This window comes from Streptomonospora nanhaiensis, from assembly GCF_026642255.1.
Taxonomy (GTDB): domain Bacteria; phylum Actinomycetota; class Actinomycetes; order Streptosporangiales; family Streptosporangiaceae; genus Nocardiopsis; species Nocardiopsis tropica.
This window is the reverse complement of the sequence record NZ_CP113264.1, coordinates 4,564,141-4,587,464: the sequence shown is the minus strand read 5'-3', so window position 1 is coordinate 4,587,464 and position 23,324 is coordinate 4,564,141. Positions and strand designations below refer to the sequence as shown.

Genomic DNA, 23,324 nt, shown 5'->3' with positions numbered 1-23,324 from the left:
CGCGTGACGCCGCGGTTCCGCCTCAGCGGCCCGCCCGAGGGCGGCGCCGCCGGGCGCCCGACGCCGAGAGGCGGGCGGCTCCCGTGACGGGCACCCCCCGGTGCCGGACACGGGAGCGACACGGGCGCGGCGCCGAGCAGGAGCGCCGCGCCGCACGGCTGTCATGGGGATCCGCGCCGACCGCGCGGACCCGGAGGAGAAGAGAGTGACCACACGATGAGCGCACGAGGCCGGGCGGCCAATCCGGAGGCCCGGATGCCGCTCATGGAGCACCTACGCGAGCTGCGCAGCCGACTGACCAAGGCGGCCATCGCGCTGGCCCTGGGCGCGGTGGTGGGATACCTCGTCTACGACTACGTGTGGGCGTTCCTGGTCGAGCCCTACTGCTCCCTGCCGGTGTCCCAGGTCAACGGACCCGACGACTGCTCCCTCATCGTCACCGGCCCCTTCGACGCCTTCTTCGTGGCCTTCAAGGTCTGGCTGTTCGTCGGGGCACTCGTCTCCGCGCCGTTCTGGCTGTACCAGCTGTGGGCGTTCGTCGCCCCCGCGCTGCACGGGCGCGAGAAGAAGTACGCCTACCTCTTCGCGCCGCTGGCCGCCCTGCTGTTCGCCGGCGGCGCGGCCCTGGCCTACGCCATCACCTCCATGGCGCTCACCATGCTGTTCGGCTTCCTGCCCGAGGACGCCGACCCCTTCCTGACCATCGGCGAGTACCTCAACTACATGCTCATCATGATGGGCATGTTCGGCATCGGCTTCGTGCTGCCCCTGCTGGTGGTCCTGCTCAACATCTCCGGGGTCCTCCCGCACGCCGCCATCGCCAAGTGGCGCCGCGTCATCATCTTCTCCTCGTTCGTGATCGCGGCGGTCATCACCCCGGCCGAACCGATCTCCATGCTCGCGCTGGCGGTCCCGCTCGTCGTCCTCTTCGAGATCGCCGAGCTGTTCGCCTTCCTCAACGACCGCCGCAAGAAGCGCGACGACCCCTACGCCGGCCTGGACGACGACGAGATCTCCGAACTCGACGACACCCCGTCCGCCCTGGACGAGCCCGACGTGGGAGAAGAGTCCGGAAAACGCTCATGAGGGGCCCCGGCACACGCTAGGGTCGGGCGGTGGGGCGGGCTCGTCCCACCGTCGGCTCCGGTGCACCCCCGGGCCGACCCGGGCCGCGGAGAAGGGGAAGACCGATGAGTGAGCAGAGAGAAGCCCGACGGGACCTCCCTCCCGAGGCCATGGGCAACGAGAAGTGGCACGACACCACCGACGCCGTCTGGATGCGCTCCTCCCTGTCCAAGGAGGAGTCCGAGGCGGTCGTGGAGGTCGCGACCTTCGACGACGGCTTCCGCGCCGTACGCGACGGCAAGTCCCCCGAGAAGGGCACGCTGTACTTCACCCCCGCCGAGTGGGAGGCCTTCGTCCTGGGCGCCCGTGACGGCGAGTTCGACATCCCCGAGGAGTACCTCACCGAGGAGGAGCGCCGGATCCAGAACGGCGAGGTCGACGTCGAGGTCGCGTGGGTGCCCTCCCCGCTGAACACCCCCAAGGCGATGGAGGAGTACCATCGCCGCCAGCGTGAGGAAGCCGAACAGCGGGCCGGGGCCTCCGAGACCTCCTGACGCACCCCCGCGCGCACCCGGGCGCGAGGGGTGCGCGGGCGACCTCCACAGCTCCGAACTCCCTCCCTGTCCCTTACGGGGTAGCAAGGACTGGTATGCCCCCTCACATCGCTCTTCTCGTCAACCCCGTTTCCGGCAGGCGCCGCGCCGCCGTCACCGCGGTCCGGCTCAAACAGGCGCTCCGCGACGCCGGGGCCAGAGTGCACGTGTACACCGGGCGCTCGGCCTCCGACAGCCGGAGGATGGCGCGCCTGGCCGCCTCCGACAACCCGGACGCCCTCGTCGCCGTCGGCGGTGACGGCCTCGTCCACCAGGCCCTCCAGGGTGTCGTGGGGACCGGGGTCCCCCTGGCCGTGGTGCCCACCGGGACCGGCAACGACATCGCCCGCGCCTTCGGCCGCCCCAGCGGCCCGGCCCGGGAGGTGGCCGCCGCGATCCTGCGGGGCCGCACCCGCCCCGCCGACACCGTGCGCATGACCCTGGCCGACGGCACCCAGCGCTACTACCTCAGCGTCCTGGCCTGCGGCTTCGACGCCAGGGTCAACGAGCGGGTCAACGACTCCCGGTTCAGGCTCGGTCGCGCCGGCTACGTGGTGGGCCTGCTCGCGGAACTGCGCTCCTTCGCGCCCGTCGACTTCGAGATCGAGGTGGACGGCAGACGCATCGCCGAACCCGGCATGCTCGTCGCGGTCGGCAACACCAGCGCCTACGGCGGAGGCATGCTCGTGTGCCCCGACGCCGAACCCGACGACGGACTCCTCGACGTGGTCTTCGTCCGCGAGGCCCCGGTGGGCCGGTTCCTGCGCCTGTTCCCCCGCGTCTTCAACGGCAGCCACACCGGATGCGACGAGGTGGTGGTCGAACGCGGCCGCTCCGTCACCATCCGCGCCGCGGCCGGCGCCGCCTACGCCGACGGCGAGCGGGTCGGGGAGCCGCCACTGGTCTGCGAGGTCGTCCCCAAATCGGTCGAGATGTTGGAGCTGACCTCATAGGCTGGAGGCCATATGAGTAGTCACTCCGAGCGGTACGCCGCCTTCCGTCGGCGCCAGGCCGCCTCCAGCCCCGCCATCGAGGCCTTCCAGGGCCTCTACGGGTTCGAGTTCGATCCGTTCCAGGTCAGGGCCTGCCGGGTCCTGGAGAACGGCCACGGGGTGCTGGTGGCCGCCCCGACCGGCTCCGGCAAGACCGTGGTCGGCGAGTTCGCCGTGCACCTGGCCCTGTCCGAGGGCACCAAGTGCTTCTACACCACGCCCATCAAGGCCCTGTCCAACCAGAAGTACAACGACCTGGTCAAGCGCTACGGCGCCGACCGGGTCGGACTGCTGACCGGTGACAACAGCGTCAACGGCGAGGCCCCCGTGGTCGTCATGACCACCGAGGTGCTGCGCAACATGCTCTACGAGGGCTCCTCCACCCTCGGCGGGCTCGCCTACGTGGTGATGGACGAGGTCCACTACCTCGCCGACCGCTTCCGCGGCGCGGTGTGGGAGGAGGTCATCATCCACCTGCCCGAGTCGGTGCGCATGGTGGCCCTCTCCGCGACCGTCAGCAACGCCGAGGAGTTCGGCGAGTGGCTGCAGCAGGTGCGCGGCGACACCACCGTCATCGTCGACGAGAAGCGCCCGGTGCCGCTGTGGCAGCACGTCATGGTCGGCAACCGCGTCCACGACCTGTTCGTGGACATGGAGGAGGACACCGGCCCGGAGGAGGAGCCCGACTCCGGCGGCCACCGCAGCAAGGGCAAGCGCAAGCGCGAGAGGCGCCGCCCGCAGCAGCACCGGGAGATCGAGGTCGGCGGCCAGAGGCTGCGGATCAACCCGTCCCTGATCCGGTTCGCCGAGGAGGACTCCCGGATCACCCAGCTGGCCGACCGGCGGCGCCACCCGCAGTCCAGGGCCCGGGGCAGCATCCGCCCGCGCTCGCGTTTCGCGCCGCCCTCCCGGACGGCCATCATCGAGGAACTCGACGACGACGGGCTGCTGCCCGCCATCACCTTCATCTTCAGCCGCGCGGGCTGCGACGACGCCGTCCGCCAGTGCGTGGCCTCCGGCCTGGTGCTCACCAGCCCGGAGGAGGCCGCCGAGATCCGCGAGTACGCGGAGACCCGGTGCGCCGACATCCCCCCGGCCGACCTGGCCGTGCTCGGCTTCGACCAGTGGCTCCGCGCCCTGGAGGCGGGCATCTCCTCCCACCACGCGGGGATGCTCCCCACGTTCAAGGAGATCGTCGAGCACCTGTTCTCCCGGGGGCTCATCCGCGCCGTGTTCGCCACCGAGACCCTCGCCCTGGGCATCAACATGCCCGCGCGGACCGTGGTCATCGAGAAGCTCGACAAGTGGAACGGCGAGGCCCACGTCCGGCTCACCCCGGGCGAGTACACGCAGCTCACCGGCCGTGCCGGACGCCGCGGCATCGACGTGGAGGGCCACGCCGTCGTCGTGTGGCAGGCAGGGACCGACCCCGAGGCCGTCGCCAGCCTCGCGGGCACCCGCACCTACCCGCTCAACTCCAGCTTCCAGCCGTCCTACAACATGGCGGTCAACCTGGTGGGCCAGGTCGGCCGCCGGCGCAGCCGCACCATGCTGGAGGAGTCCTTCGCCCAGTTCCAGGCCGACCGCGCCGTGGTCGGCCTGGTCAAGCAGCTGCGCAAGCACGAGGAGGCGCTGGACGGCTACGCCAAGGCCGCCGAGTGCCACCTGGGCGACTTCATGGAGTACGCCTCGCTGCGCCGCGCCCTGAGCGACCGCGAGTCCGTGCTCTCCAAGACCCGTTCGGCCCAGCGGCGCGACGAGGCCCTGGAGAGCCTGGAGAAACTGCGGCCGGGCGACATCATCCGCATCCCGTCGGGCCGCTTCTCCGGACACGCCGTGGTGCTCGACCCCGGACTGCGCCACGACCTGCCCGCACCGCTGGTGCTCACGGCGGACAAGCAGGTCAAGCGGGTCAACGCCAGCGACTTCACCGTTCCCGTGCATCCGTCCGGGCGGATGCGCATCCCCAAGTCCTTCTCCGCCAAGTCGCCCAGGTCCCGCCAGGACCTGGCCTCCACGCTGCGCAACAAGCTCAAGGAGCGCGGCACCGACCCGGTCTACGAGCGGGGCGGACGCGACGCGGGCGAGGACGCCGAGGTGCTGCGGCTGCGCACCGCGCTGCGCGAGCACCCCTGCCACGGGTGCGCGGACCGCGAGGACCACGCCCGCTGGGCGGAGCGGTACTTCCGGCTGAGCCGTGAGACCGACTCGCTGCGCCGCCGGGTCGAGGGGCGCTCGCACGTCATCTCCCGTACCTTCGACCGGGTGTGCGGCGTCCTGGAGGACCTAGAGTACCTGTCCGGGGACAGCGTGTCCGACGACGGGTCGCGTCTGGCCAAGATCTACTCGGAGCTGGACCTGCTCGTCGCCGAGTGCCTGCGCCGGGGGGTCTGGAAGGGCCTCAACCCGGTGGAGCTGGCCGCGTGCGTGGCGTCCCTGGTCTACGAGGCGCGACGCAACGACGACGCCTACCCCCGCGTCCCCTCCGGCCCGGTCGAGACGACCCTCGCCGAGATGGTGCGGCTGTGGGGCGAGCTCAACGAGGTCGAGGCCCGGCACCGGGTGTCGTTCCTGCGCCAGCCGGACCTGGGGTTCGTGTGGACGGCGCACCGGTGGGCGCGCGGCGACCGGCTGGACGACATCCTGCGCCAGGCGGACATGCCCGCGGGCGACTTCGTGCGCACCGCCAAGATGCTGGTGGACATGCTCAGCCAGATCGCCGGGGCGACCGGTGACGCGGAGGTGCGCTCCACCTCGCGCAAGGCCGCCGACCTGGTGCGCCGCGGCGTGGTCGCCTACTCCTCGTTCAACTAGGCGCGTTCTGCGCGGCGGCCGGTCCGGTGGGGCCGGCCGCCGCGGGGAACACCGGCGGTCGCGGGGGCGTTCGTCGCATTGCGGGACCCCGGTGGTCGCAGCCGCTCCCGGCCGGGTCCATCATGGGAGACGCACGGGACCCCCGACACAGGGGCCTGTAGTTCGCAAGACACCTGAAACGAGGCTCGAACAGTGCTGCGCACCCTCATCAACGGCAAGATCCACCGCGCCACGGTCACCCAGGCCGACCTGCACTACGTCGGCTCCGTCACGATCGACGCCGACCTGATGGACGCCGCCGACATCGTCGACGGGGAGCAGGTCCACATCGTCGACATCGACAACGGAGCCCGCCTGGTCACCTACGCCCTCGTCGGGGAGCGCGGCAGCGGGGTCATCGGCATCAACGGGGCCGCCGCCCGTCTGGTCAGCCCCGGCGACCTCGTCATCATCATCGGCTACGCCCAGGTGGACGAGGCCGAGCGCGCCGAGCACGTCCAGCACATCGTGCACGTGGACCGCGACAACAGGATCGTCAAGCTGGGCAACGACCCGGCGGAGCCGGTCCCCGGCGACACGACACTCGTCGCCGGGCGCTGACCGGCCCGGACACGCGCGAGGCGGACGCCCGTGCCGGCGCCCACGGCGTCGGCACGGGCGTCCTGTCCGTGCAACGGCTTTCGGAGCGCACCTACAACCCTTGCAAACTGGCCGATTCCGGCCTGATCGGTCCTCCCGGCGGCGGGTATGCCCACAGTCGGCATGGACGACACAGGAGACGAGGAACAGCGCCGGATCGCCGAGCACATCGAATGGCAGAAGCAGGGGGCGTGGGTCGTCGTCTGGGGGGCCTACACCCGCTGCTTCTGGGCCTACGCGTGCTGGCCGGTGGTCCCCGAGAGCGGCGTCGTCATCAGTGCGCGCGACCCGCACAACCTCTACGCCGAGATGCGCTACGTCGAGCGCGAGCACGACTTCCTGCGCTGGCGCTACGGCCGGGCCTAGGAGGGCGTCTGCTGATTCGGCCCGAACGCACGCGTTCCGCACACGCCCCCGGACGGCGACCGCGGTAAGGCGTTCGCGTCGCGTGGGAGGCGCCACGGGTGGCGGGGGCGCGCCGACCGGCGCGGGCCCTGTGCGTACCGCCGCCGTCCGCCTCGGGGACGCCCGGAGGAACCAGGGACCCGTGGCACGCATGCGCCCCCGCCCCAGCGGACAGACCGGACGTATGGGAACCCTCTACCTCGCGCTCTCCGCCGCCTCCACCAGGCCGGAGGAGACAGCCCCCGACCTGGTCCGCCTGCTCCAGGGGAAGGGGTGGCGGGTCACCGTCCTGTGCACGCCGACGGGCACCCGTTTCCACGACCTCGACGCACTGGAGGCGCTGACCGGGGAACCGGTCCGCGTGGACTTCCGGCGTCCCGGCACCGGCACGAGCCTGCCCCCTCCGGACGCCGTCCTCGCCTGCCCCTGGTCCTTCAACAGCACGAACAGGACCGCCCTCGGCCTCACCGACACGTTCGCCGTCGCGCTCGTCTGCGAGATGATCGGGCGCGGCGTCCCCACGCTCATGGTTCCCAAGACGGGGGACGGGCTCGCGGGCCATCCCGCACTGGACCGCAGTCTCCGGCTCCTGGACGAGATCCCCCACGTCACGCTTCTGCGCGATCCCGCCCACGGTCTTCCTCCGTGGCGCCGGGTGGCCGAAGCCCTCGCCGGGGCGGCCGTACAGTAGGGGGCGCCCTCCCGTCCCGGTCCCCGGAGCACCGCCCCCGCACGGCTGGATTCAGGCGGTGGTGACCGACCGGGTGTTCCGCGGGCTCGGCCGGGCCCGCGAACGGGTCAACCGCTTCATGGCCGACGCCCGGAACGCGGGGGCGCGGTCGGTGTCCGCCGTCCCTGATGAGGGAGCCGGAGCGGAGGAATTCGCGCTGCTTCCGCGCGAGCGGATCCGCCACCACGCGGGATGACCCCGGGGGAGGATCGCCGGGGACCTCGAAACGCGGTAGACCTCGCCGGTGAGGCCGTGGTGGCCGGTTCCGGCAAGGAACGCCCACCGGGGCGGTTTCCCTGGGATCATCTGCTCCCGACCGAGCCGAACCCCCTGGAAGCGGTGCCATGGCCGACCCCCTGCGAGACAGCGACCCCGCCCACATCGGCCCCTACACGCTGCACGCCCGTCTGGGCGGCGGAGGGATGGGCCAGGTGTTCCTGGGCCGTTCCCCCGGCGGGCACACCGTCGCGGTCAAGGTCGTGCGCCCCGAACTCGCCGACGACGCCGACTTCCGCCGCCGCTTCGCCGCCGAGGTCAAGGCCGCGCGCAAGGTCGGCGGGTTCTACACCGCCCCCGTCGTGGACGCCGACACCGACGCCACCCCGCCCTGGCTGGTCACCGCCTACATCCCCGGCCCCACCCTGCACCGCGCCGTCACCGACCACGGCCCCCTGCCGGCGGAGACGGTGGCTGTTCTCGGCGCCGGCCTGGCCGAGGGCCTGGCCGCCGTGCACGCCCAGGGGATCGTGCACCGCGACCTCAAACCCGCCAACGTCCTGCTGGCCCAGGAGGGGCCCCGCCTCATCGACTTCGGGATCGCCCGCGCCCTGGACACCACCTCCCACACCCACAGTTCCACCGTGCTGGGAACGGCCGCGTTCATGTCCCCCGAACAGGCGAAGGCGCAGAAGGTCGGCCCGGCCTCGGACGTGTTCTCCCTGGGATGCGTGCTCGCTTTCGCCGCCACCGGCTGCAGTCCCTTCGGGGAGGGACCCGCACTCGCGGTCCTCTTCCGGGTGGTCCAGGAGGAGCCCGACCTGGCGGGCCTGCCCGTGCCCCTGGCGGGTCTGATCAGCGCCTGCCTCGCCAAGGACCCTGCGGACCGGCCCGGCCTGGACGACGTGCTGACGGCCCTGACCGCCATATCCTCCGCCCGGGCCCGCGACGGCGGCCGATGGCTGCCCGATGACCTCACCGAGGTCCTGGCCCGCCACACGCTCAACTACACCCGGATCGAGACACCGCAGGCAAGGCCTCCTGCGCGGAAGACGGCCGAGCCGAAGACGAAGCGGTCTCGGGCCTCCGAGCCCGGCACGGCCGCTCCGGACCGGGCGGCACTGGTGGTCGGCAATCTCAGCCTCGAACCGGTGGAGGTTCTCCTCGACGGCATAGCCGTCGGGGCCGTCCCAGTGGGCGGGCGCAGTCGCTTCCCCCTGGAGGCGGGCCAGCACACCGTGCAGGTCGACGCCGGCGGACGGCGCAGCACGGTGCGCCGCATCGAATTCAAGCCGCGCGGCACCGTTCGGAAGGCCTTCGACATCGGAACTGGAAGTAATGCCCGGCCAGAACCGGTGGAGGAGGTGGAATTCAAAGGATCCTGGGGAGTGCCGGAGGTCCTGGGAACAATCTTCCTCCTAGCTTCGATTGTGCTCCTCGGCGGCCTCATCAGCAGCATCGCGAGTCTCATTGACCCCCTGTTGGGTCAACTGTGCATAGCCGCCGGGTTCATCCTGGCCGTCTGGTGGGTCGTCTCCGCGATTGCCGAAGGTCCCCCACATCTTGGTCTGCGCGACAGCGGCCTGACGGCCGGGACCGAGAGGGGGCCAGGAAAGCGGATGGCCTCTTGGCAGGACCTGACTCAGGTCAGCCTGGTCGGTGGGGGAGCCGAGACCCAGTTCGTGATCTGGCCCGGCAAAGACCTCCCCAAGTTCGCCTCGCTCAAGGATTTCCAGGGGGGAAAGGTCGTGTGCCTCGCCAAGGAAATAGGTGCCGCAAAGCATCACGACATCGAGCGCCTGCGCGCGGCGCTGCGGTGGTTCGCCGACGACCGCTGGGTCGAGCAGACCGCCGGACGGCAGGGGGGTCGGTAAGGAAGTGCCACCGGGTGCGGAGCCGTCGGTCCGGGCCCCTGTCCTGTCCGGGGACGGGGGCGTCCTGTCGGCTGTCCGGGGGGAGCGGGTCCGCCGCCGCAGTTCACGGGGCGGGGACCGCCCCCGTGGGGCGGGGACCCGACGCGTCCGCCCCCCTGAGCGGCCGGTTACGATTCCTCCGTAGATAGGACGAATCGGAGAGCAGGCCTCGTGTCGACAGAAAACGCTCATGTCGGGGAGGCCCTCCCCGAGGAGGCGCGCGCCCGCATCCAGCGCCGCACCGTCCTCGTCCTCATGCTCGCCCAGGTGGTCGGCGGCATCGGCATGGGCGCCATGCTCGCCGTGGGCGCGCTCATCGCGCTCGACCTGTCCGGCTCGGACACCTGGTCCGGTATGGCCACCACCATGATCACCCTGGGCGCCGCCGTGTTCGCCCTGCCGCTGGCGTCACTGGCCGCCCGCCGGGGACGCCGTCCCGGCCTGGCGCTGGGCTGGACGCTCGGCGCCTTCGGCGGAACCACCGTCATCGCCGCCACCGTCCTGGAGTCGTTCGCCCTCTTCCTCCTCGGGATGGTGCTCGTCGGAGCGGGGACCGCGACCAACCTCCAGTCCAGGCACGCGGCCGCGGACCTGGCGTCCGAGGCCACGCGCGGCCGCGACCTGTCCGTCGTGGTGTGGGCGACCACCGTCGGCTCGGTGGCGGGCCCCAACCTCATCGGCCCCAGCGGGAGGGTCGCCGCCCTCCTCGGCCTCCCCGAGCTGCTCGGCCCCGTGGTCTTCACCACCACCGGGTTCGTCCTGGGGGCGGTCCTGATCTTCGCCCTGCTGCGCCCCGACCCCCTGCGCACGGCCACCACCGAGCTGGCCCGCAGCGGAGCCCCCGCCGGTGTACGGCTGTCCGTGCCCGGAGCCCTGCGCGTCGTCGGACGCAGCCCAGGAGCCCTCCTCGCGATCGTGGGCATCGTCGCCAGCCACACGGTGATGGTCGCGGTCATGACGATGACGCCCGTGCACATGTCGCACCACGGCGCCGCGCTGACCGTCATCGGCCTGACCATCTCCCTGCACATCGCCGGCATGTACGGCCTGTCGCCGGTGGTGGGCTGGCTCACCGACCGGTTCGGCCGGGTCCCGGTGCTCCTCACCGGCCAGGTGATCCTGCTGGTCGCGACCGCGGTGTCCGGGACGGCCGGTCACGACGAGGTGCTCGTGACGACGGGGCTGGTGCTCCTGGGGCTGGGCTGGTCCTTCGGTCTGGTGGCGGGGACGGCCCTGCTGGCCGAGTCGCTGTCGGCGGACGTGCGCCCGCGGGTGCAGGGGGTCAGCGACCTCACCATGAACCTGGGCGGCGCCGCGGCGGGAGCGCTGTCCGGTGTGGTGCTGGCCCAGGCGGGGTTCGGCGGACTCAACCTGTTCGCGGCGCTGTTCACCCTGCCCGTGTTCGTGCTCGCGGTGCGCGCCCTGGCGTCCCGTTCCCGAAGCACCCCGCGGACGCCGTGAACCGGGCCCCGTAAAAACATCCGGACCTTTACCGGAAACGCCCCCGCAGCTGTCCTACGAGTCCCCGGACCGCGGTTACCGTGCAGTTTTGGGGCGCCTACCGGCCTCGGTGGGCGGATTCCGCTGACAGGGGGTGTTCTCAGTGACCGGTCGAGAGCCCGAGGACGGGGCGGGGGAAGCGTCGGAACCGCGTCCCGACCCGGTGAACCACCACCCGCCGGAGGAGTGGAGGCCCGGGGACCCCGGGGACCCGGTCGAGGGCGGCCGGCAGCCTCCCGGCGAACCGCCGCACGAGTTCCCCCACCACGATCCGCACATGCGGCAGCCCCCTCCGGGCGGGGAAGGAGAGGGGTACACCTCCCAGGACCCGCCCCCGGGCGGGCTCCCCGGCCGGGACCGGCCCTTCGGAGCGCACCCCTACCGGGAGCAGCCCTACGGCGACCACCCGCAGGAGGACGGCGCACCGGGGGAGACCCCCGCCGGCGGATCGTCCGCGCCGGGCGCCGGTGAACTCTCCGAGGGACCCAACGGGCCCGCGCAGGCGGGCTACGAGCACGAGGGGTACCCGCCCGGCTACGGTGAGACGGACACCTCGGAGGCCGGCGCGGGAGGGGCCCCGGACGGAGGCCCGCTCCCCGGGGACCGGAGCTCCGGCCAGGGACCCGGTTACGGCGAGGCGGGCGGCTACCCGTCCGGCCAGGGGCCCGGGTTCGCGTCGGACTCCGGGTACGCGGCCCACCACGACCCCGGACAGGGCTACGGGCAGGGGCCCGGGTACGGCCCGGGACAGCCGCCCGGATACGGCCCGCCGGGCTACGGTCAGGGACCCGCCTACGGCCAGGGCTGGCAGCCGCAGCCCGGCTACACCTACCCGCCCCAGGGCGGTTACGGACCGCCGGAGACCAGACCCACGCCCTGGGGCAAGATCATCGGGATCGGCTGCGGCGTCCTGCTGCTCCTGCTCCTCCTCGGCGGCGGGTGCACGGCCATCGCGCTGATCTCGGCGGGCGTCGGCGACCGGGCCACGGAAGGGTCCGGGGAGCGGGCCCCCGGGGACGAGGGGCTGACCGAGACCCGGGGCGCGGAGGTCACCGCCGGCGAGACCGACTTCGAGCCCAGTCCGCTCTACGCCGAGGGCGTCTACACGAGCGTCGCCGTCTCGGTCACCAACTCCGGCGAGGAACAGCTGGACGTCAACCCGCTCTACTTCAGCATCGTGGACGAGGAGGGCTCCGTCCACAGCACCAGCGAGGCCATCGGCATGGACGCCAACGAGCTCGGCGCGCAGACCCTCGCCCCGGGACAGACCACGTCCGGGGCGATCACGGTCGAGGGCCGGGTGGACGCGGCGCGCGTCGTCTTCGAGCCCTTCTACAGCGGCCCGGTCGAGGCGCCGGTCACCTGAGGCCGGTGGCGGGGGCACAGGACCCCGGGCTGTGCGCAGGCGTGCGTCAGGGGGCCAGGGCGGGGTCGCGCAGCCACTCGGACAGGGCCTCCTGGCGCTCGCCGTCGCACTTGAGGGGGCAGGTGGTGCAGTAGCCGTGCTCGGGGTCGCCCTTGTAGTCGAAGCAGCAGGTGCCCCGTACGGCCCAGGTCCCGCGCGGGTTCTCCGGGGCGAAGGGGAACAGGCGGGGCCGTTTGCGGGTCACGGCGCCCGCCTCGACCACGGCGTCCGCCAGCCGGGTGGCCAGTCCCCAGGCCTCCTCCGCGTCGCGGCCCAGGTACCGGGCCGGGTTGAGCATGTAGAAGTGCAGGGTGTCGAGCACCCACCCCCACAGGGTGCGCCTGCCCGCGCGCGAGTGCGCGTGCAGGGCCTCGACCAGGGGCGAGAAGGTGGCGAACAGGCCCTCGGCGGCCAGGCGCAGCTGGTCGTCCTCGTTCCGGGCGGCCACCGTCCCGGGACGGCCCGCGGCCGGGTCGTCCGGCAGCACGGCCAATCGGGTGTCGACCGACGCGGGGGTGCGGAACCGCGCCTGGACGGTGTCCCAGGGCAGGTACAGGCGGTCCGGGGACAGGACCGGCGCGCGCCCGGTCAGGTACAGGGAGGCGGAGACCAGGAAGATGGGCTCGCGCAGGGTGACCCGGAGGAAGTTGGTGGCTGCCGGGAGCCGGTGCCCGGGACCGTGCTCGGTCTGCAGCTTGTCGAACAGGACCGGCACCCAGCCCTCCGACGCCAGGGAGTCGGACCGGTACCAGTGCACGCCGCCGACCGTGTGGGAGTGCAGGTCGTCGAGGGGGAGGAGGGCGGGCAGAGGCGCGAACCTGAGCCCCGCGCAGGCGTCGCGGAGCGTGTCGAGCGGGTCTGGAGTCACCGCGGAACCTGCCCTTCGTCGCTGATGCCGTCGTGTCCGGGGGTGCGTTGTCGCAGTTCACACCCCGGGGGTACGGGTACATCTGCGTCTCTTAAGTGAGGCTACCCTAACGAGTGGTGATGTCGCAATGAACGTCGGGGTGACCCGGATCCTTCCCCGAAGCGCGGTCGGAAAGTCCGGTTCGCTCGAAATCTGGTGCGTTTTTGTCTTTTGTCCGCTGTTCCGGGTGTCCGGGATGTGCGGTGCGGAGCCGCGGCAGCGCCGTCGCCACCGCGGCCCCGCACCGGATCACGCCGTCCTCGGGGCGCGTGCCCCGCGTCCGCGGGGGCGGCGGTACTTGAGCCACCACTCCACGAACAGCAGGGGGAGCACGGTGTTGAGGAACGCCGCGCCCGGGGCGATGTCCAGGATCAGCGCCTCCATGTCACCGCCGTAACCCGACTCCAGGCGGGGCAGTACGGCGAGCATCAGCAGGGGCACGCTCACCCTGGCGAGGGGGATGGACAGGATCAGCGCGAAGCTGCGCAGCATCCACTCCCGGTGCACGCCGTACCGGCGCCGGCGGGCCATCGTGTAGCCGATGGCGGTGAAGGCCAGCCACGAGAGGGCCCACACGGTGTTGATGAGGGCGACCGAGGTCCCGCCGTGGCTGTACGGCGCGATGAGCAGGGCCGGCACCCCGACGAAGGGGATGCCGAACACGACGTAGGCGCGCCCGCTCCACCGGTGCACGGCGGGGTACGCCAGGCGCAGCCAGGGCCACACCTGGAGGGTCACCAGTGCCATGAGCACGGTGCCGCCGAAGATGTGCGTCAGCAGCATCGGGTAGTACCAGCCGGGTTCCTCCCAGATCGGTATGGGCGCGGTCGCGGGGTCCAGTCGCGCGTAGGGCGGGACGGAGAACGCGGCGAAGGTCCCGCAGAGCAGGGCCAGCGGTGCGATCCAGGGGCGCTCCCACCAGCGCGCGGCGGGCCGCTTACGGCCGGCGCCCGTTCCGGGGGGCTCCGCGGTGAAGGTGGTCATGGGTCTTCTCCTCTGTCGTGAGGGGGCGAGGAGCGGGGCAGGGCTCGCGGTGGCGCGGCGGGACCGGGTCAGCGGCTGAGCCGCCGGAAGCGCCGCACGGCCAGGGGCGCGGCCACGGCGACGGCGAGGACCGGGACGGCCAGCGCCAGCAGGAGGGCGTTCTCCGAAGGCCAGGCGTCGGAGGGCAGCGACGGGTTCCCGAACAGGTCGCGGGTGGCGGTGACCACCGCCGAGAGCGGGTTCCACTCGGACACCGGGGCCAGCCAGGACGGCATCGCCGAGGAGGGGATGAAGCTCGTCGAGAGCATGGTGACCGGGAAGACCAGCGGGTAGACGACCATGCTCACCGCGTCGGGAGTGGGAAGCAGAAGCCCCATGAGCACCCCCAGCCACACCAGGGCCAGCCGGAAGAGCAGGAGCACCCCGATCGCGGCGGCGGCGCCCCCGGGGCCGTCCTCGGCGCGCCAGCCCATCGCCAGCCCGACGAGGAGCAGCACGGCCACCTCGGCGCCCGCACGGGCCATGTCGGTCAGGACGCGGGCGCCCAGCACGGCCACCGGGGACATGGGGAGCGTGCGGAAGCGGCTCATCACGTCGCGGTCGGTGTCGCGGGCGATGCCGGAGGCGGTGCCGCCGACGCCGTAGACCATGACCATCGCGACCATCGCCGGGACCAGGAACGCCCGGTAGCCGTCCGTCCCCGGCGGTGCCATCACGTCCCCGAACACGTAGCCGAAGAGCAGGACCATCATGACCGGCATGGTGATCGCGATGGCCGGCTCGAAGGGGTCGCGCGCCATGTGCAGGAGGTTGCGGCGGGTCAGGACCAGGGTGTCGGAGAGCGCCTTGCGCCACCCGCGGAGGGCGCCCGGCGGGCGGGGCGGGCCGTCCCCGGGCGGTGTCGGGCGGGGCGTGGTTCCGAGGCCGGCGGCGGTCATCGGTACTCCTTCCGGAGGGTGTTGTCGGAGGCTGCCGGGTTCCCGGAGCCCCCGCCGGAGCGGTCGGCGGCGGGCTCCCCGGTGAGGGCGAGGAAGACCTCGTCCAGGCTGGGGCGGCGCACGCCGACGTCCTCCACCCGCAGGCCCGAGCCGTCCAGCGCGCGGACCACCGCGGTCAGCACGGCCATGCGGTCCCCGGCGGGGACGCTGACGCGCTGCTCACGGCGGTGGACGCCGACCGCCCCGGGGACGGCGGAGCGCAGGAGTTCGGCGGCGGCCTCCAGGTCGGCGGGGTCGCGGACGATCACGTCGACGCGGTCGCCGCCCGCCCTGGTCTTGAGGGAGTCGGGCGTGCCCTCGGCGATGACCCGGCCGCGGTCGAGCACGGCGACGGAGTCGGCGAGCCGGTCCGCCTCCTCCATGTACTGGGTGGTGAGGAGCACGGTCGTGCCGGAGGCCGCCAGGGCGCGGACCGAGTCCCAGACCTGGAGGCGGCTGCGCGGGTCGAGCCCCGTGGTGGGCTCGTCCAGGAACAGCACGGCGGGCCCCTGGACGAGGCTCACGGCCAGGTCGAGGCGGCGGCGCATGCCGCCGGAGTAGCCGTCGGCGCGCCGGTCGGCGGCCCCGACCAGGTCGAAGCGCTCCAGGAGGGCCTCGGCGCGGTCCGCGGCCTCGCGGGGGCCGAACCCGTACAGGCGGCTGAACATGACGAGGTTCTCGCGGCCGGTGAGGAGTTCGTCCACCGACGCGTACTGGCCGGTCAGGCCGATCCTGGTGCGGACCAGGTCGGCCTGGGCGACCACGTCGTACCCCGCGACGAGGGCGTGCCCGGCGTCGGGGCGCAGCAGCGTGGCCAGGGTGCGCACGACGGTGGTCTTGCCGGCGCCGTTGGGCCCGAGCAGGCCGAGGACGGTCCCGGGCGGGACCGTCAGGTCGACGCCGTCCAGGGCCCGGGTGGAGCCGTAGCGCTTGCGGAGCCCCCGGGCACTGATGGCCGGGGTCGGGTGGGTCATGGCGTGCGCCCTCTCAACTGTTTATCTCATACACGTATTAGTGTAATAGATACACAGTTTTAGGATGGGTGTCAACGCGACCTGGAAGCCGAAGGGGCGCAGCCGACGACTGGTGGGGTATGACGACCGAGCAGCAGCCGACGAGCCGGACGACGCGGGAGGTGGACCTCCTGTGGGGACTGGACCGGCCCGCCCCCAGACGCGGGCCCCGGCCCAAGCTCAGCCGGGAGGCCGTCGTCGACGCCGCCGTCGCCGTCGCGGACGCGGAGGGCCTGGAGGCCGTCTCCATGCAGCGGGTCGCCAAGGAGCTCGGCTACACCACGATGTCCCTCTACCGGCATGTGGACAGCAAGGAGGACATGCTCGTCCTCATGAGCGACCGGGCCATGGAGGGGACGCCGCCCGCGCCGCGTCCGGACCGGGGGTGGCGGGCCGGGGTCGAGGAGTGGGTCCACGAGGTGATGGAGGTGTACCGCCGCCACCCCTGGGCGATCCAGCTCCCGCTCAGCGGGCCGCCCGTCGGGCCCAACGGCCTTCGCTGGATGGAGGCGGGCCTGCGCGAGGTCGTCCGCTCGGGGCTCGACGTGGGGGGCGCGCTCCAGATGCTCTCGATGCTCTCCTCCCTGCTGCGCGACACGCTCCGCCTGGAGGCGGACATGGCGCGCGCGGCGAGGGAGGCGGGGAGCACGATGGCCGAGGCCGAGCGCGACTACAGCGTGGGCCTGCGCAAGGTCGTCACCCGCGAGGAGTTCCCCACGATCGCGATGATGCTGGAGAGCGCGGTGCTGGAGGAGGAGCCGCCACCGGGGCGTCCGGACCGGCTCGGCGGCCCCGCGGAGGAGTTCGACTTCTCCCTCCACCGCGTCCTGGACGGCATCGAGGTCCACGTCGGGCGACTGCGCGCCGAGCGGGAGGGCGGGGGCGGGGACGCCCCCGCCCGCTAGCCGCGCTCCCGCGACCGGTCAGCGCACCAGCACCAGGTGGTGCCTGGCCAGCACCGCCACGATCTCCGCGGCCCGCTCCGGGGCCACCCCCGCGCGGTCGGCCAGCGCGCCCACCGTGAGCGAGCGCTCCTGCGCCAGCACCGCCAGGACCGGCTCCACCTCGGCGGGGAACCGGTACCGCCGCCCGCTCACCGACACCGCGACCCGCCCGTCCTCGCGGACGAGCGGCGGAGGCAGGATCGGCACGAACTCCACCCGGGCGTCCTCCGGCGGAGCCCCCTCCTGGACGGGCCACGGGAGCGAGAACGACGTCCGGCGCGGGAACCGGGCGTCCCGCTCGGCCAGGAAGTCGTCCACGCCCCACTCCTCGGCCAGCTCCACCAGCCGCGCCGCCAGCTCGTGCTGGTGCTTGCGCCGCACGTCGGGGTCGCAGAAGCGGGGCAGGTCCCGCCGGAACCCCTCCTCTGCGAACAGCCGCCGCACCAGGGCGTCCGCCCAGTCCACCCCGGTCGCGCGGGTGAACCCGAAGGTCAGGTGCATGCTCACGTCGCCCGTCCCGGTCACGGTGTGCCACCAGCCGCGCGGCACGTGGATCACCTGGCCGGGGCGCAGGACCCCCTCCCACACCAGGTGCAGCCCGCCGTCGGCGTCGCGGGGGGGCTCGTGGTCGTGCTCCAGGTCGTTCTTCATCGGGAAGGGGCGCGAACCGGGGCCGTGCACCTGCCAGTGCTTGGTGCCCTCCACCTGCACGATCACGGTGTCGTGGTCGTCCCAGTGGGTGTCGAAGCCGCGCGACTCGCCCCAGATCAGGTACAGGTTGGCCTGCGCGCGCTCGCGTACGAGCCGCATCAGGTCGTCGGCCGCCGCCCCCACGGGCGGGTGCATCCTGTCGACCCCGTCCAGGACCAGGCTCGCCCCCGCGCGCAGTTCCCGGTAGAGCGCCTCGGGGCGCACCACCCGGCGCTCGGTCCGCGAGGCGGTCGCCGTCTCGGTGTAGCGGTCGACCGGGACGGGAGACCCGTCGCGGTGCAGGCGCAGTCTCGGCGGTTCCGGCGAGCACGCGGCCAGCAGCCCGTTGAGGTCGTCGAAGGTCAGCAGCGAGCGCACCGCCTCCGCCCCCAGGTCGGCGAAGACGAACTCCTCCGACAGGCGTGTGGTGAGGGCCTCCCGCCCCACGATGTCGCACAGCGTCCGGGTGAACAGGTGGCCGGGGTCGGTCACGGGTCGTCCTTTCCGTACAAGGGGGAGGGGGCGCCGCCCGGCCCGGGCGACCGGGCCGGGCGGCGCCCCGGTCCCGAGATCAGATGAAGTCGGAACTGGAGTCGGTACCGTCGCTGTCGCCGCCCGCGGTGATGTCGCGCGACGTCACGTCGGCCAGGTCCTCGATCTCGACCTCGATGGGGTCCATACGCACCGCACCTCGCTTTCTGTGTGCTTCTCGTGCTGTTTCCTCTGTCCAGGGCCGCCCGCGCGCGTCAGCGCGGGGACAGCCCCGTTCGGTGGGCCGCGAACGCGTGCGCGTCGGCGGCCAGTCCCACCGCCCGGCCGACCGCGCGCGGGCCGTGCCCGACGTCGCGTTCGTACCGGAGCAGGACCGGTGGGCGCGCCCCGTCCCGCGCGGCCGCCAGGAGCGCCGCGCACATCTTGCGCGGGTGGGCGGCGTCGGTGCGGGTGTCGCCGTGGAAGCCGGTGAGCAGGACGTCCGGGAAGTCCGGCCGCGGCGTGCGCGCGGCGGCCTCCAGGGCCCGGTGGTAGGGGGAGTAGGACATCAGGGCGGCGAAGTCGTCCGGGTCGGCAACGGTGCCGAACTCCCGCGTCCACATCCGGCCCAGGCCCATCCGCTCGAACCGGGCCATGTCCGCGAGCGGAGCCGAGGCGATCACGGCCCCGCACAGGTCGGGACGGGCGGTCGCCGCGGCCAGGACGAGCAGACCGCCCGCCGATCCGCCGGACAGGCACAGCCGGTCCCGCGTGCACAGCCCCGCCGCGACCAGGGCGTCGGCGGAGGCCACCAGGTCCTCGACGGCGCGGGGTTTGGCGCGGCCGGATCCGGCCAGGTGCCACGCGCGGCCGGCGTCGCCGCCCCCGCGCACGTGGGCGACGGCGTACCGCCCCCCGGCGAGCAGCCAGGCCAGCACCGTGGCGCTGAACCCGAACTGGCGCGGGCGGCCGAAGCCCCCGTAGGCGTGCAGGATGGTCGGGGCGGGACCGGAGGGATCGGGCGCACCGGCGCCCGCCGCGCCGAACACCGTGACGGGGACCCTCGTGCCGTCCTCGGAGCCGCACCACAGCACGGTGCGCTCCACGGCGGGGGAGGGCGGGGCGTCCGGGGCGCCCGGGGGCCAGGGGCCGGGCCGCCGCTCCCCGGGCGGCAGGCGCAGGATCCTCTGCTGGGCGGCCACGTCCGCGTACGCCAGGTACACCGATCCGTCGGGGGCGGTCTCGGGGGTGGAGACCATGCCCTCGCCCGGCAGGTCCACGGGGTGCAGGAGCGCGCCGGTGCGGGCGTCGTGGACGGAGGCCTCGCTGATCCCCAGGCGGGTGCGCGACACGAACAGCGCCGGGGCGCCGGCCCCTTCGCCGGGGGAGCGGGCCAGGACCGCGAACGCGTCCAGGGTGGCGCCGCTCTCCTGCGCCACCACCTCGGTCCAGTGCTCCACCCCGGGTTCTTCCGGGGAGACCGCGCAGATGCGCCTCCAGGGCGCTCCCAGGGTGGTGCGCAGGTACAGGAGGCCGTCCGGGCCCAGTCGGGCCTCGGTCTCGCCCTCCTCGCCCACCTGGACGGGTCTCGGCGCGGGCCGTGCGGTCCGGCCGCCGGACAGGTCGGCGAGCCACAGGTCGGTGCGGTGCCCGGTGCCGTGGCTCTCGGTGACCAGCAGCCACCGTCCGCCCAGGACGCGGACCCCGGGCACGGTGCCGGGGGCGGTGCAGGCGTGGACGAGCGTCTCCGCGCCGTCGCGGACGCGGCGCAGCCAGACGCCGCGCACCCCCCGCTCGCCGTCGCGGCGCACGTAGAAGAACGAGGGGTCGCCCTCGGGGGCCCATGCGACGTGGGAGTAGCGCACCCCCGGCACCTGCGGTCCGCACGGGTCGCCGGTGGCGGTGGAGAGCACCCGCAGGATCCCGCGCTCGACGCCGCCGAGGGAGGTCTGCACGGCGACCATGTCGCCGCCGGGGCCGGGTTCCCAGGCGTCCAGGGTGGTGCGTCCGGTGGGGTCCTCGGCCGCGGGGTCGTAGACGGTGCGCGGGGGCGCCGGCCCCTCCAGCACGACGAGGCGGGGGTGTTCGCTCCCGGCGGGGCGCACGGTGGCGAAGGCCCGGCCGGGCCGGTGCGCTGGGACGCTCCACAGGTCGGTGGCCACGAGGGAGCGGATCCGCTCGGCCAGGTGCTCGCGCAGGGGCCAGGCGGCGGCCTCGCGCTCGTACTCGCGGCGGCGCTCGTCGAGCCAGCGGGCGGTCTCGGGGGAGTCGGGGGTCTCGAGCCAGCGGTGGGGGTCGGCCACCCGGCGGCCGTGCAGGGTGTCGACGACGGGGCCGGGGGCGAGGGCTGCTCCGGGGGCTCGGTTGGGCACCATCACATGGTTCAGGTGGGCCGAGTCGGCGGTCAAGCAACAGCTACCTCACCCACAGGAACATGAGTATGTCCGACTGGTCAGGTTTATGCACCTTTTGGGGAAGTGTGAGGGCTCGCGTCCCTTGTGGGCGGAGCGGCTCCGAACGGGTAGGACCCCGGACGCGGGACGCCACGTCCCGCGGACTCGACGGGCACACCGCCCGGGACCGGGAGGAGAGCATGGGGGAGACGGTGGAGCGGCGCGGGGCGCCGCTCGGTCGGTCCGTCCTGGCGGCGGCGGGGTTCGCCGCGGCCGTCGCAGCGGTGGCGGCCGTGGGCGGGGTGGCGGCGAGCGGGTCGGGCGCGGTCTACGCGGGACTGGAGCTGCCGGCCTGGGCGCCGCCCGCCTGGCTGTTCGGCCCCGTCTGGACCGCGCTGTACGTGGTGATCGCGCTGGCCGGATGGCTGGTGTGGAGGGCCTCCGGGACGGCGGGGGCTCCGGCCTTCTTCGCCGTCTACGCCCTCCAGCTCGTGCTCAACGCGGCGTGGACCCCGCTGTTCTTCGGCGCGGGCCTGTACGCCGCGGCGCTCGCCGACATCACCGCCCTGGCCGTGGCGGTGGCCGCCGCGATCGCCCTGGGCCGCCGGCACAGCACCGCCGCGGCGCTGCTGCTCGTGCCGTACCTGCTGTGGGTGCTCTTCGCCGCCGCCCTCAACCTCGCGATCGCGGTGGCGAACTGAGCCCCGCCCGCCACCCGCCGCCCCGGTGACCAGGGGCGGGGCGGCTCCCCGCGTCGCGCGGGGAACCGCCCCCGGGCCCCGGAGGGCGGCGGACCGGCCGGAGGGGCGGGACCGCGGCTTCGGGGCCCCGGTCCCGCCCCCTCCGAACCCACGGCTCACGGAGCCGGAGGGACCGCTCAGGCGTTGTCGGGGTGGCCGATGGCCAGACCGCTCTCCTGGTCGAAGAAGTGCAGCTGGCTCACGTCCACCGACAGGCTGACCTTGCTGCCGGGGCGCACCTGGCTGCGGGGGCTCACCCGGGCGGTGAAGAGCGAGCGGTCGCCGCCCAGGGGCAGTGCGGCCTCGGCGCTCTCCTCGTCGTCGCCCGCGGCGTCCCGGGCCAGCGCGGTGGCGTCCTCGTGGCGCACCGGCGGGGCGTCGACGCCGAAGATGATGTTGATCTCGGTGCCCAGCTCCTCGGTGACGCCCGCGGTCACCTCGATGCGGGGGTCGCCGTTGCCGTCGAACTCGGCGTCGTTGAAGTCCGAGGGGCGGATGCCCAGGATGACCGAGCGGCCCAGGTAGTCGCGCAGCTTCGGACGGGCGTCCAGGACGGCCGCGGGGACGGGCAGCTTGTGCTCGGCGAACGTGAGGGTCGCCCCGCTGCCGTCGGCGGTCAGCTCGGCGTCGACGAAGTTCATCGCGGGCGAGCCGATGAAACCGGCCACGAACAGGTTGACGGGGGAGTCGAACAGGCGCTTGGGGGTGTCGACCTGCTGGAGCCGGCCGTCGCGCAGCACCGCGACCCGGTCGCCGAGGGTCATGGCCTCGATCTGGTCGTGGGTGACGTAGACCGTCGTGACGCCCAGGCGCTCGTGGAGCTGGTTGAGGGAGGCGCGCATCTGCACGCGCAGCTTGGCGTCCAGGTTGGACAGCGGCTCGTCCATGAGGAACGCGCGCGGCTCGCGCACGATCGCGCGGCCCATGGCCACGCGCTGGCGCTGACCGCCGGAGAGCGCGCCCGGCTTGCGCTTGAGGTAGGGCTCCAGGCCCAGCATCTCGGCCGCCTCCTGCACGCGGCGGGCGATCTCGGGCTTGGCGACCTTGCGCAGCTTCAGGCCGAAGGCCAGGTTCTGCTCGACGCTCATGTGGGGGTAGAGCGCGTAGTTCTGGAAGACCATCGCGATGTCGCGGTCCTTCGGCGGGCGGTCGTTGACGATCTCGTCGCCGATGACCAGGGTGCCGGCGGAGATCTCCTCCAGGCCGGCGATCATGCGCAGCGCGGTGGACTTGCCGCAGCCGGACGGGCCGACGAGCACCATGAACTCGCCGTCCTCGATCTTCAGGTTCAGGTCGTCGACGGCCTTGACGTCGCCGCCGTAGATCTTGTCAACGCCCTCAAGGACGATCTCCGCCATGGTTTCAGCTCCCGCGCTGGGCTCGAGGTGGGGGTGACGGGGATCTCGTGGCCGAAGGTCCGCGTCACCCGACCCGGTGTTTCCGAAGTTGATCGAAACGGGCCGATTTACTGATCACATCAGACACGATCGTGATCGAAAAGTCCAGGCTTGGCCTGATGTCGATCCGATTGCGGTCAGACACAAACGGCACCGGTCCAGCTGGCGTGGCGGCCCCAGGTGCGTTAGCCTGTCCGACGGTTCATCGCTATCTCCCCTCCAGGCGCTCGAAGCGGCGGTCACGACACGGCAGCCGGGTTGAGGCATCCGGTTGGGGAGTCTGGGTAACCTAACGACCAGTCCAGCACTGGACGGACCGGTTGTGCGGCCCCCGCTCGTCCGATCGGACGCTGCATCACGCGCCAGGTGCAGTTGGGATCGGGTGAGGGGCGGAGTACCACGACCGGGCGGGGGGTTGGACCCGGAAAAGGCCCGGACATCCAGTAGACAACGGTCTTCCGAGCTCGCCGCCGACGGGACGGAGCCGGTCCGAAGGGTGGCTCGGGCCTTTTCCGCGTCCCCCCAATATGCTGACC

Annotated in this window: 20 protein-coding genes; 13 read left to right on the top strand and 7 right to left on the bottom strand. The window is 73.1% G+C overall.

Translation table 11 applies throughout. The features are described 5' to 3' along the window. The first annotated feature begins 255 nt into the window (after positions 1 to 255). From tatC to OUQ99_RS19935, 11 genes are all read left to right on the top strand, one after another. Positions 256 to 1,086 (top strand): twin-arginine translocase subunit TatC, encoded by an 831-nt coding sequence (gene tatC / locus OUQ99_RS19985; protein ID WP_267950427.1) that lies wholly within the window; start codon positions 256 to 258, stop codon positions 1,084 to 1,086. 104 nt (positions 1,087 to 1,190) lie between these two features. Further along, positions 1,191 to 1,619, top strand: a complete 429-nt coding sequence (locus OUQ99_RS19980; RefSeq protein ID WP_267945310.1) for a DUF397 domain-containing protein — start codon at positions 1,191 to 1,193, stop codon at positions 1,617 to 1,619. Positions 1,620 to 1,714: 95 nt separating this feature from the next. Continuing rightward, positions 1,715 to 2,611 carry a diacylglycerol/lipid kinase family protein gene (locus tag OUQ99_RS19975; protein WP_267945309.1) on the top strand — a complete coding sequence of 299 codons (897 nt, stop codon included), beginning with the start codon at positions 1,715 to 1,717 and terminating at the stop codon, positions 2,609 to 2,611. 12 nt (positions 2,612 to 2,623) lie between these two features. Continuing rightward, positions 2,624 to 5,464, top strand: a complete 2,841-nt coding sequence (locus tag OUQ99_RS19970; RefSeq protein ID WP_267945308.1) for a DEAD/DEAH box helicase — start codon at positions 2,624 to 2,626, stop codon at positions 5,462 to 5,464. Positions 5,465 to 5,656: 192 nt separating this feature from the next. Then, positions 5,657 to 6,064, top strand: coding sequence for an aspartate 1-decarboxylase (gene panD / locus OUQ99_RS19965; RefSeq protein ID WP_267945307.1), 408 nt, complete (start codon positions 5,657 to 5,659; stop codon positions 6,062 to 6,064). A 147-nt stretch (positions 6,065 to 6,211) separates the two neighbouring features. Further along, positions 6,212 to 6,469: a hypothetical protein gene (locus OUQ99_RS19960; protein WP_378553801.1), complete on the top strand. Its 258-nt coding sequence runs from the start codon at positions 6,212 to 6,214 to the stop codon at positions 6,467 to 6,469. 223 nt (positions 6,470 to 6,692) lie between these two features. Then, a complete protein-coding gene (locus OUQ99_RS19955) occupies positions 6,693 to 7,199 on the top strand; it encodes a flavoprotein (RefSeq protein ID WP_267945305.1) in 507 nt (168 codons plus the stop codon). A gap of 58 nt (positions 7,200 to 7,257) precedes the next feature. Then, entirely contained in the window at positions 7,258 to 7,434 is a 177-nt protein-coding gene (locus OUQ99_RS19950; RefSeq protein ID WP_267945304.1) for a hypothetical protein, read from the top strand. Positions 7,435 to 7,582: 148 nt separating this feature from the next. Further along, positions 7,583 to 9,328: a protein kinase domain-containing protein gene (locus OUQ99_RS19945; RefSeq protein WP_267945303.1), complete on the top strand. Its 1,746-nt coding sequence runs from the start codon at positions 7,583 to 7,585 to the stop codon at positions 9,326 to 9,328. Between the two features lie 294 nt (positions 9,329 to 9,622). Next, complete coding sequence (locus OUQ99_RS19940; protein ID WP_431061532.1) at positions 9,623 to 10,828, top strand: MFS transporter; 1,206 nt, start codon at positions 9,623 to 9,625, stop codon at positions 10,826 to 10,828. 142 nt (positions 10,829 to 10,970) lie between these two features. Continuing rightward, entirely contained in the window at positions 10,971 to 12,233 is a 1,263-nt protein-coding gene (locus OUQ99_RS19935) for a DUF4352 domain-containing protein (RefSeq protein WP_267945301.1), read from the top strand. Between the two features lie 46 nt (positions 12,234 to 12,279). On the opposite strand, the gene OUQ99_RS19930 is transcribed toward OUQ99_RS19935, so the two are convergent. From OUQ99_RS19930 to OUQ99_RS19915, 4 genes are all read right to left on the bottom strand, one after another. Beyond that, positions 12,280 to 13,140, bottom strand: coding sequence for a (2Fe-2S)-binding protein (locus OUQ99_RS19930; RefSeq protein WP_267945300.1), 861 nt, complete (start codon positions 13,138 to 13,140; stop codon positions 12,280 to 12,282). Positions 13,141 to 13,428: 288 nt separating this feature from the next. Next, entirely contained in the window at positions 13,429 to 14,163 is a 735-nt protein-coding gene (locus tag OUQ99_RS19925; RefSeq protein WP_267945299.1) for a DUF2306 domain-containing protein, read from the bottom strand. A 68-nt stretch (positions 14,164 to 14,231) separates the two neighbouring features. Next, entirely contained in the window at positions 14,232 to 15,101 is an 870-nt protein-coding gene (locus OUQ99_RS19920; RefSeq protein ID WP_267945298.1) for an ABC transporter permease, read from the bottom strand. Beyond that, positions 15,098 to 16,114: an ATP-binding cassette domain-containing protein gene (locus OUQ99_RS19915; protein WP_267945297.1), complete on the bottom strand. Its 1,017-nt coding sequence runs from the start codon at positions 16,112 to 16,114 to the stop codon at positions 15,098 to 15,100. The genes OUQ99_RS19920 and OUQ99_RS19915 overlap by 4 nt, the downstream gene beginning before the upstream one ends. A 119-nt stretch (positions 16,115 to 16,233) precedes the next feature. Here OUQ99_RS19915 and OUQ99_RS19910 point away from each other — a divergent pair, with 119 nt between their 5' ends. After that, the gene (locus OUQ99_RS19910; protein WP_267945296.1) at positions 16,234 to 17,058 is read left to right on the top strand and encodes a TetR/AcrR family transcriptional regulator; all 825 of its coding nucleotides are present in this window, start codon (positions 16,234 to 16,236) and stop codon (positions 17,056 to 17,058) included. A gap of 18 nt (positions 17,059 to 17,076) precedes the next feature. Here the strand turns inward: OUQ99_RS19910 and OUQ99_RS19905 are convergent, their stop codons facing one another. Next, a complete protein-coding gene (locus OUQ99_RS19905; RefSeq protein WP_267945295.1) occupies positions 17,077 to 18,279 on the bottom strand; it encodes a JmjC domain-containing protein in 1,203 nt (400 codons plus the stop codon). A 254-nt stretch (positions 18,280 to 18,533) separates the two neighbouring features. Next, complete coding sequence (locus OUQ99_RS19900) at positions 18,534 to 20,633, bottom strand: prolyl oligopeptidase family serine peptidase (protein ID WP_267950426.1); 2,100 nt, start codon at positions 20,631 to 20,633, stop codon at positions 18,534 to 18,536. Between the two features lie 218 nt (positions 20,634 to 20,851). Here OUQ99_RS19900 and OUQ99_RS19895 point away from each other — a divergent pair, with 218 nt between their 5' ends. Further along, positions 20,852 to 21,352 carry a TspO/MBR family protein gene (locus OUQ99_RS19895; RefSeq protein ID WP_267945294.1) on the top strand — a complete coding sequence of 167 codons (501 nt, stop codon included), beginning with the start codon at positions 20,852 to 20,854 and terminating at the stop codon, positions 21,350 to 21,352. 176 nt (positions 21,353 to 21,528) lie between these two features. Here the strand turns inward: OUQ99_RS19895 and OUQ99_RS19890 are convergent, their stop codons facing one another. After that, on the bottom strand, positions 21,529 to 22,749 hold the full coding sequence (locus OUQ99_RS19890) for an ABC transporter ATP-binding protein (RefSeq protein ID WP_267945293.1): 1,221 nt from the start codon (positions 22,747 to 22,749) through the stop codon (positions 21,529 to 21,531). Positions 22,750 to 23,324: the final 575 nt, after the last annotated feature.

What these genes read in the sequence shown, in the direction of transcription:
- tatC (WP_267950427.1), top strand. Translation starts at nt 256, where the DNA reads ATGCCGCTCATGGAGCACCTACGCGAGCTGCGCAGCCGACTGACCAAG.
- OUQ99_RS19980 (WP_267945310.1), top strand. Translation starts at nt 1,191, where the DNA reads ATGAGTGAGCAGAGAGAAGCCCGACGGGACCTCCCTCCCGAGGCCATG.
- OUQ99_RS19975 (WP_267945309.1), top strand. Translation starts at nt 1,715, where the DNA reads ATGCCCCCTCACATCGCTCTTCTCGTCAACCCCGTTTCCGGCAGGCGC.
- OUQ99_RS19970 (WP_267945308.1), top strand. Translation starts at nt 2,624, where the DNA reads ATGAGTAGTCACTCCGAGCGGTACGCCGCCTTCCGTCGGCGCCAGGCC.
- OUQ99_RS19960 (WP_378553801.1), top strand. Translation starts at nt 6,212, where the DNA reads ATGCCCACAGTCGGCATGGACGACACAGGAGACGAGGAACAGCGCCGG.
- OUQ99_RS19955 (WP_267945305.1), top strand. Translation starts at nt 6,693, where the DNA reads ATGGGAACCCTCTACCTCGCGCTCTCCGCCGCCTCCACCAGGCCGGAG.
- OUQ99_RS19945 (WP_267945303.1), top strand. Translation starts at nt 7,583, where the DNA reads ATGGCCGACCCCCTGCGAGACAGCGACCCCGCCCACATCGGCCCCTAC.
- OUQ99_RS19940 (WP_431061532.1), top strand. Translation starts at nt 9,623, where the DNA reads ATGCTCGCCCAGGTGGTCGGCGGCATCGGCATGGGCGCCATGCTCGCC.
- OUQ99_RS19925 (WP_267945299.1), bottom strand. Translation starts at nt 14,163, where the DNA reads ATGACCACCTTCACCGCGGAGCCCCCCGGAACGGGCGCCGGCCGTAAG.
- OUQ99_RS19920 (WP_267945298.1), bottom strand. Translation starts at nt 15,101, where the DNA reads ATGACCGCCGCCGGCCTCGGAACCACGCCCCGCCCGACACCGCCCGGG.
- OUQ99_RS19915 (WP_267945297.1), bottom strand. Translation starts at nt 16,114, where the DNA reads ATGACCCACCCGACCCCGGCCATCAGTGCCCGGGGGCTCCGCAAGCGC.
- OUQ99_RS19910 (WP_267945296.1), top strand. Translation starts at nt 16,234, where the DNA reads ATGACGACCGAGCAGCAGCCGACGAGCCGGACGACGCGGGAGGTGGAC.
- OUQ99_RS19900 (WP_267950426.1), bottom strand. Translation starts at nt 20,633, where the DNA reads ATGGTGCCCAACCGAGCCCCCGGAGCAGCCCTCGCCCCCGGCCCCGTC.
- OUQ99_RS19895 (WP_267945294.1), top strand. Translation starts at nt 20,852, where the DNA reads ATGGGGGAGACGGTGGAGCGGCGCGGGGCGCCGCTCGGTCGGTCCGTC.
- OUQ99_RS19890 (WP_267945293.1), bottom strand. Translation starts at nt 22,749, where the DNA reads ATGGCGGAGATCGTCCTTGAGGGCGTTGACAAGATCTACGGCGGCGAC.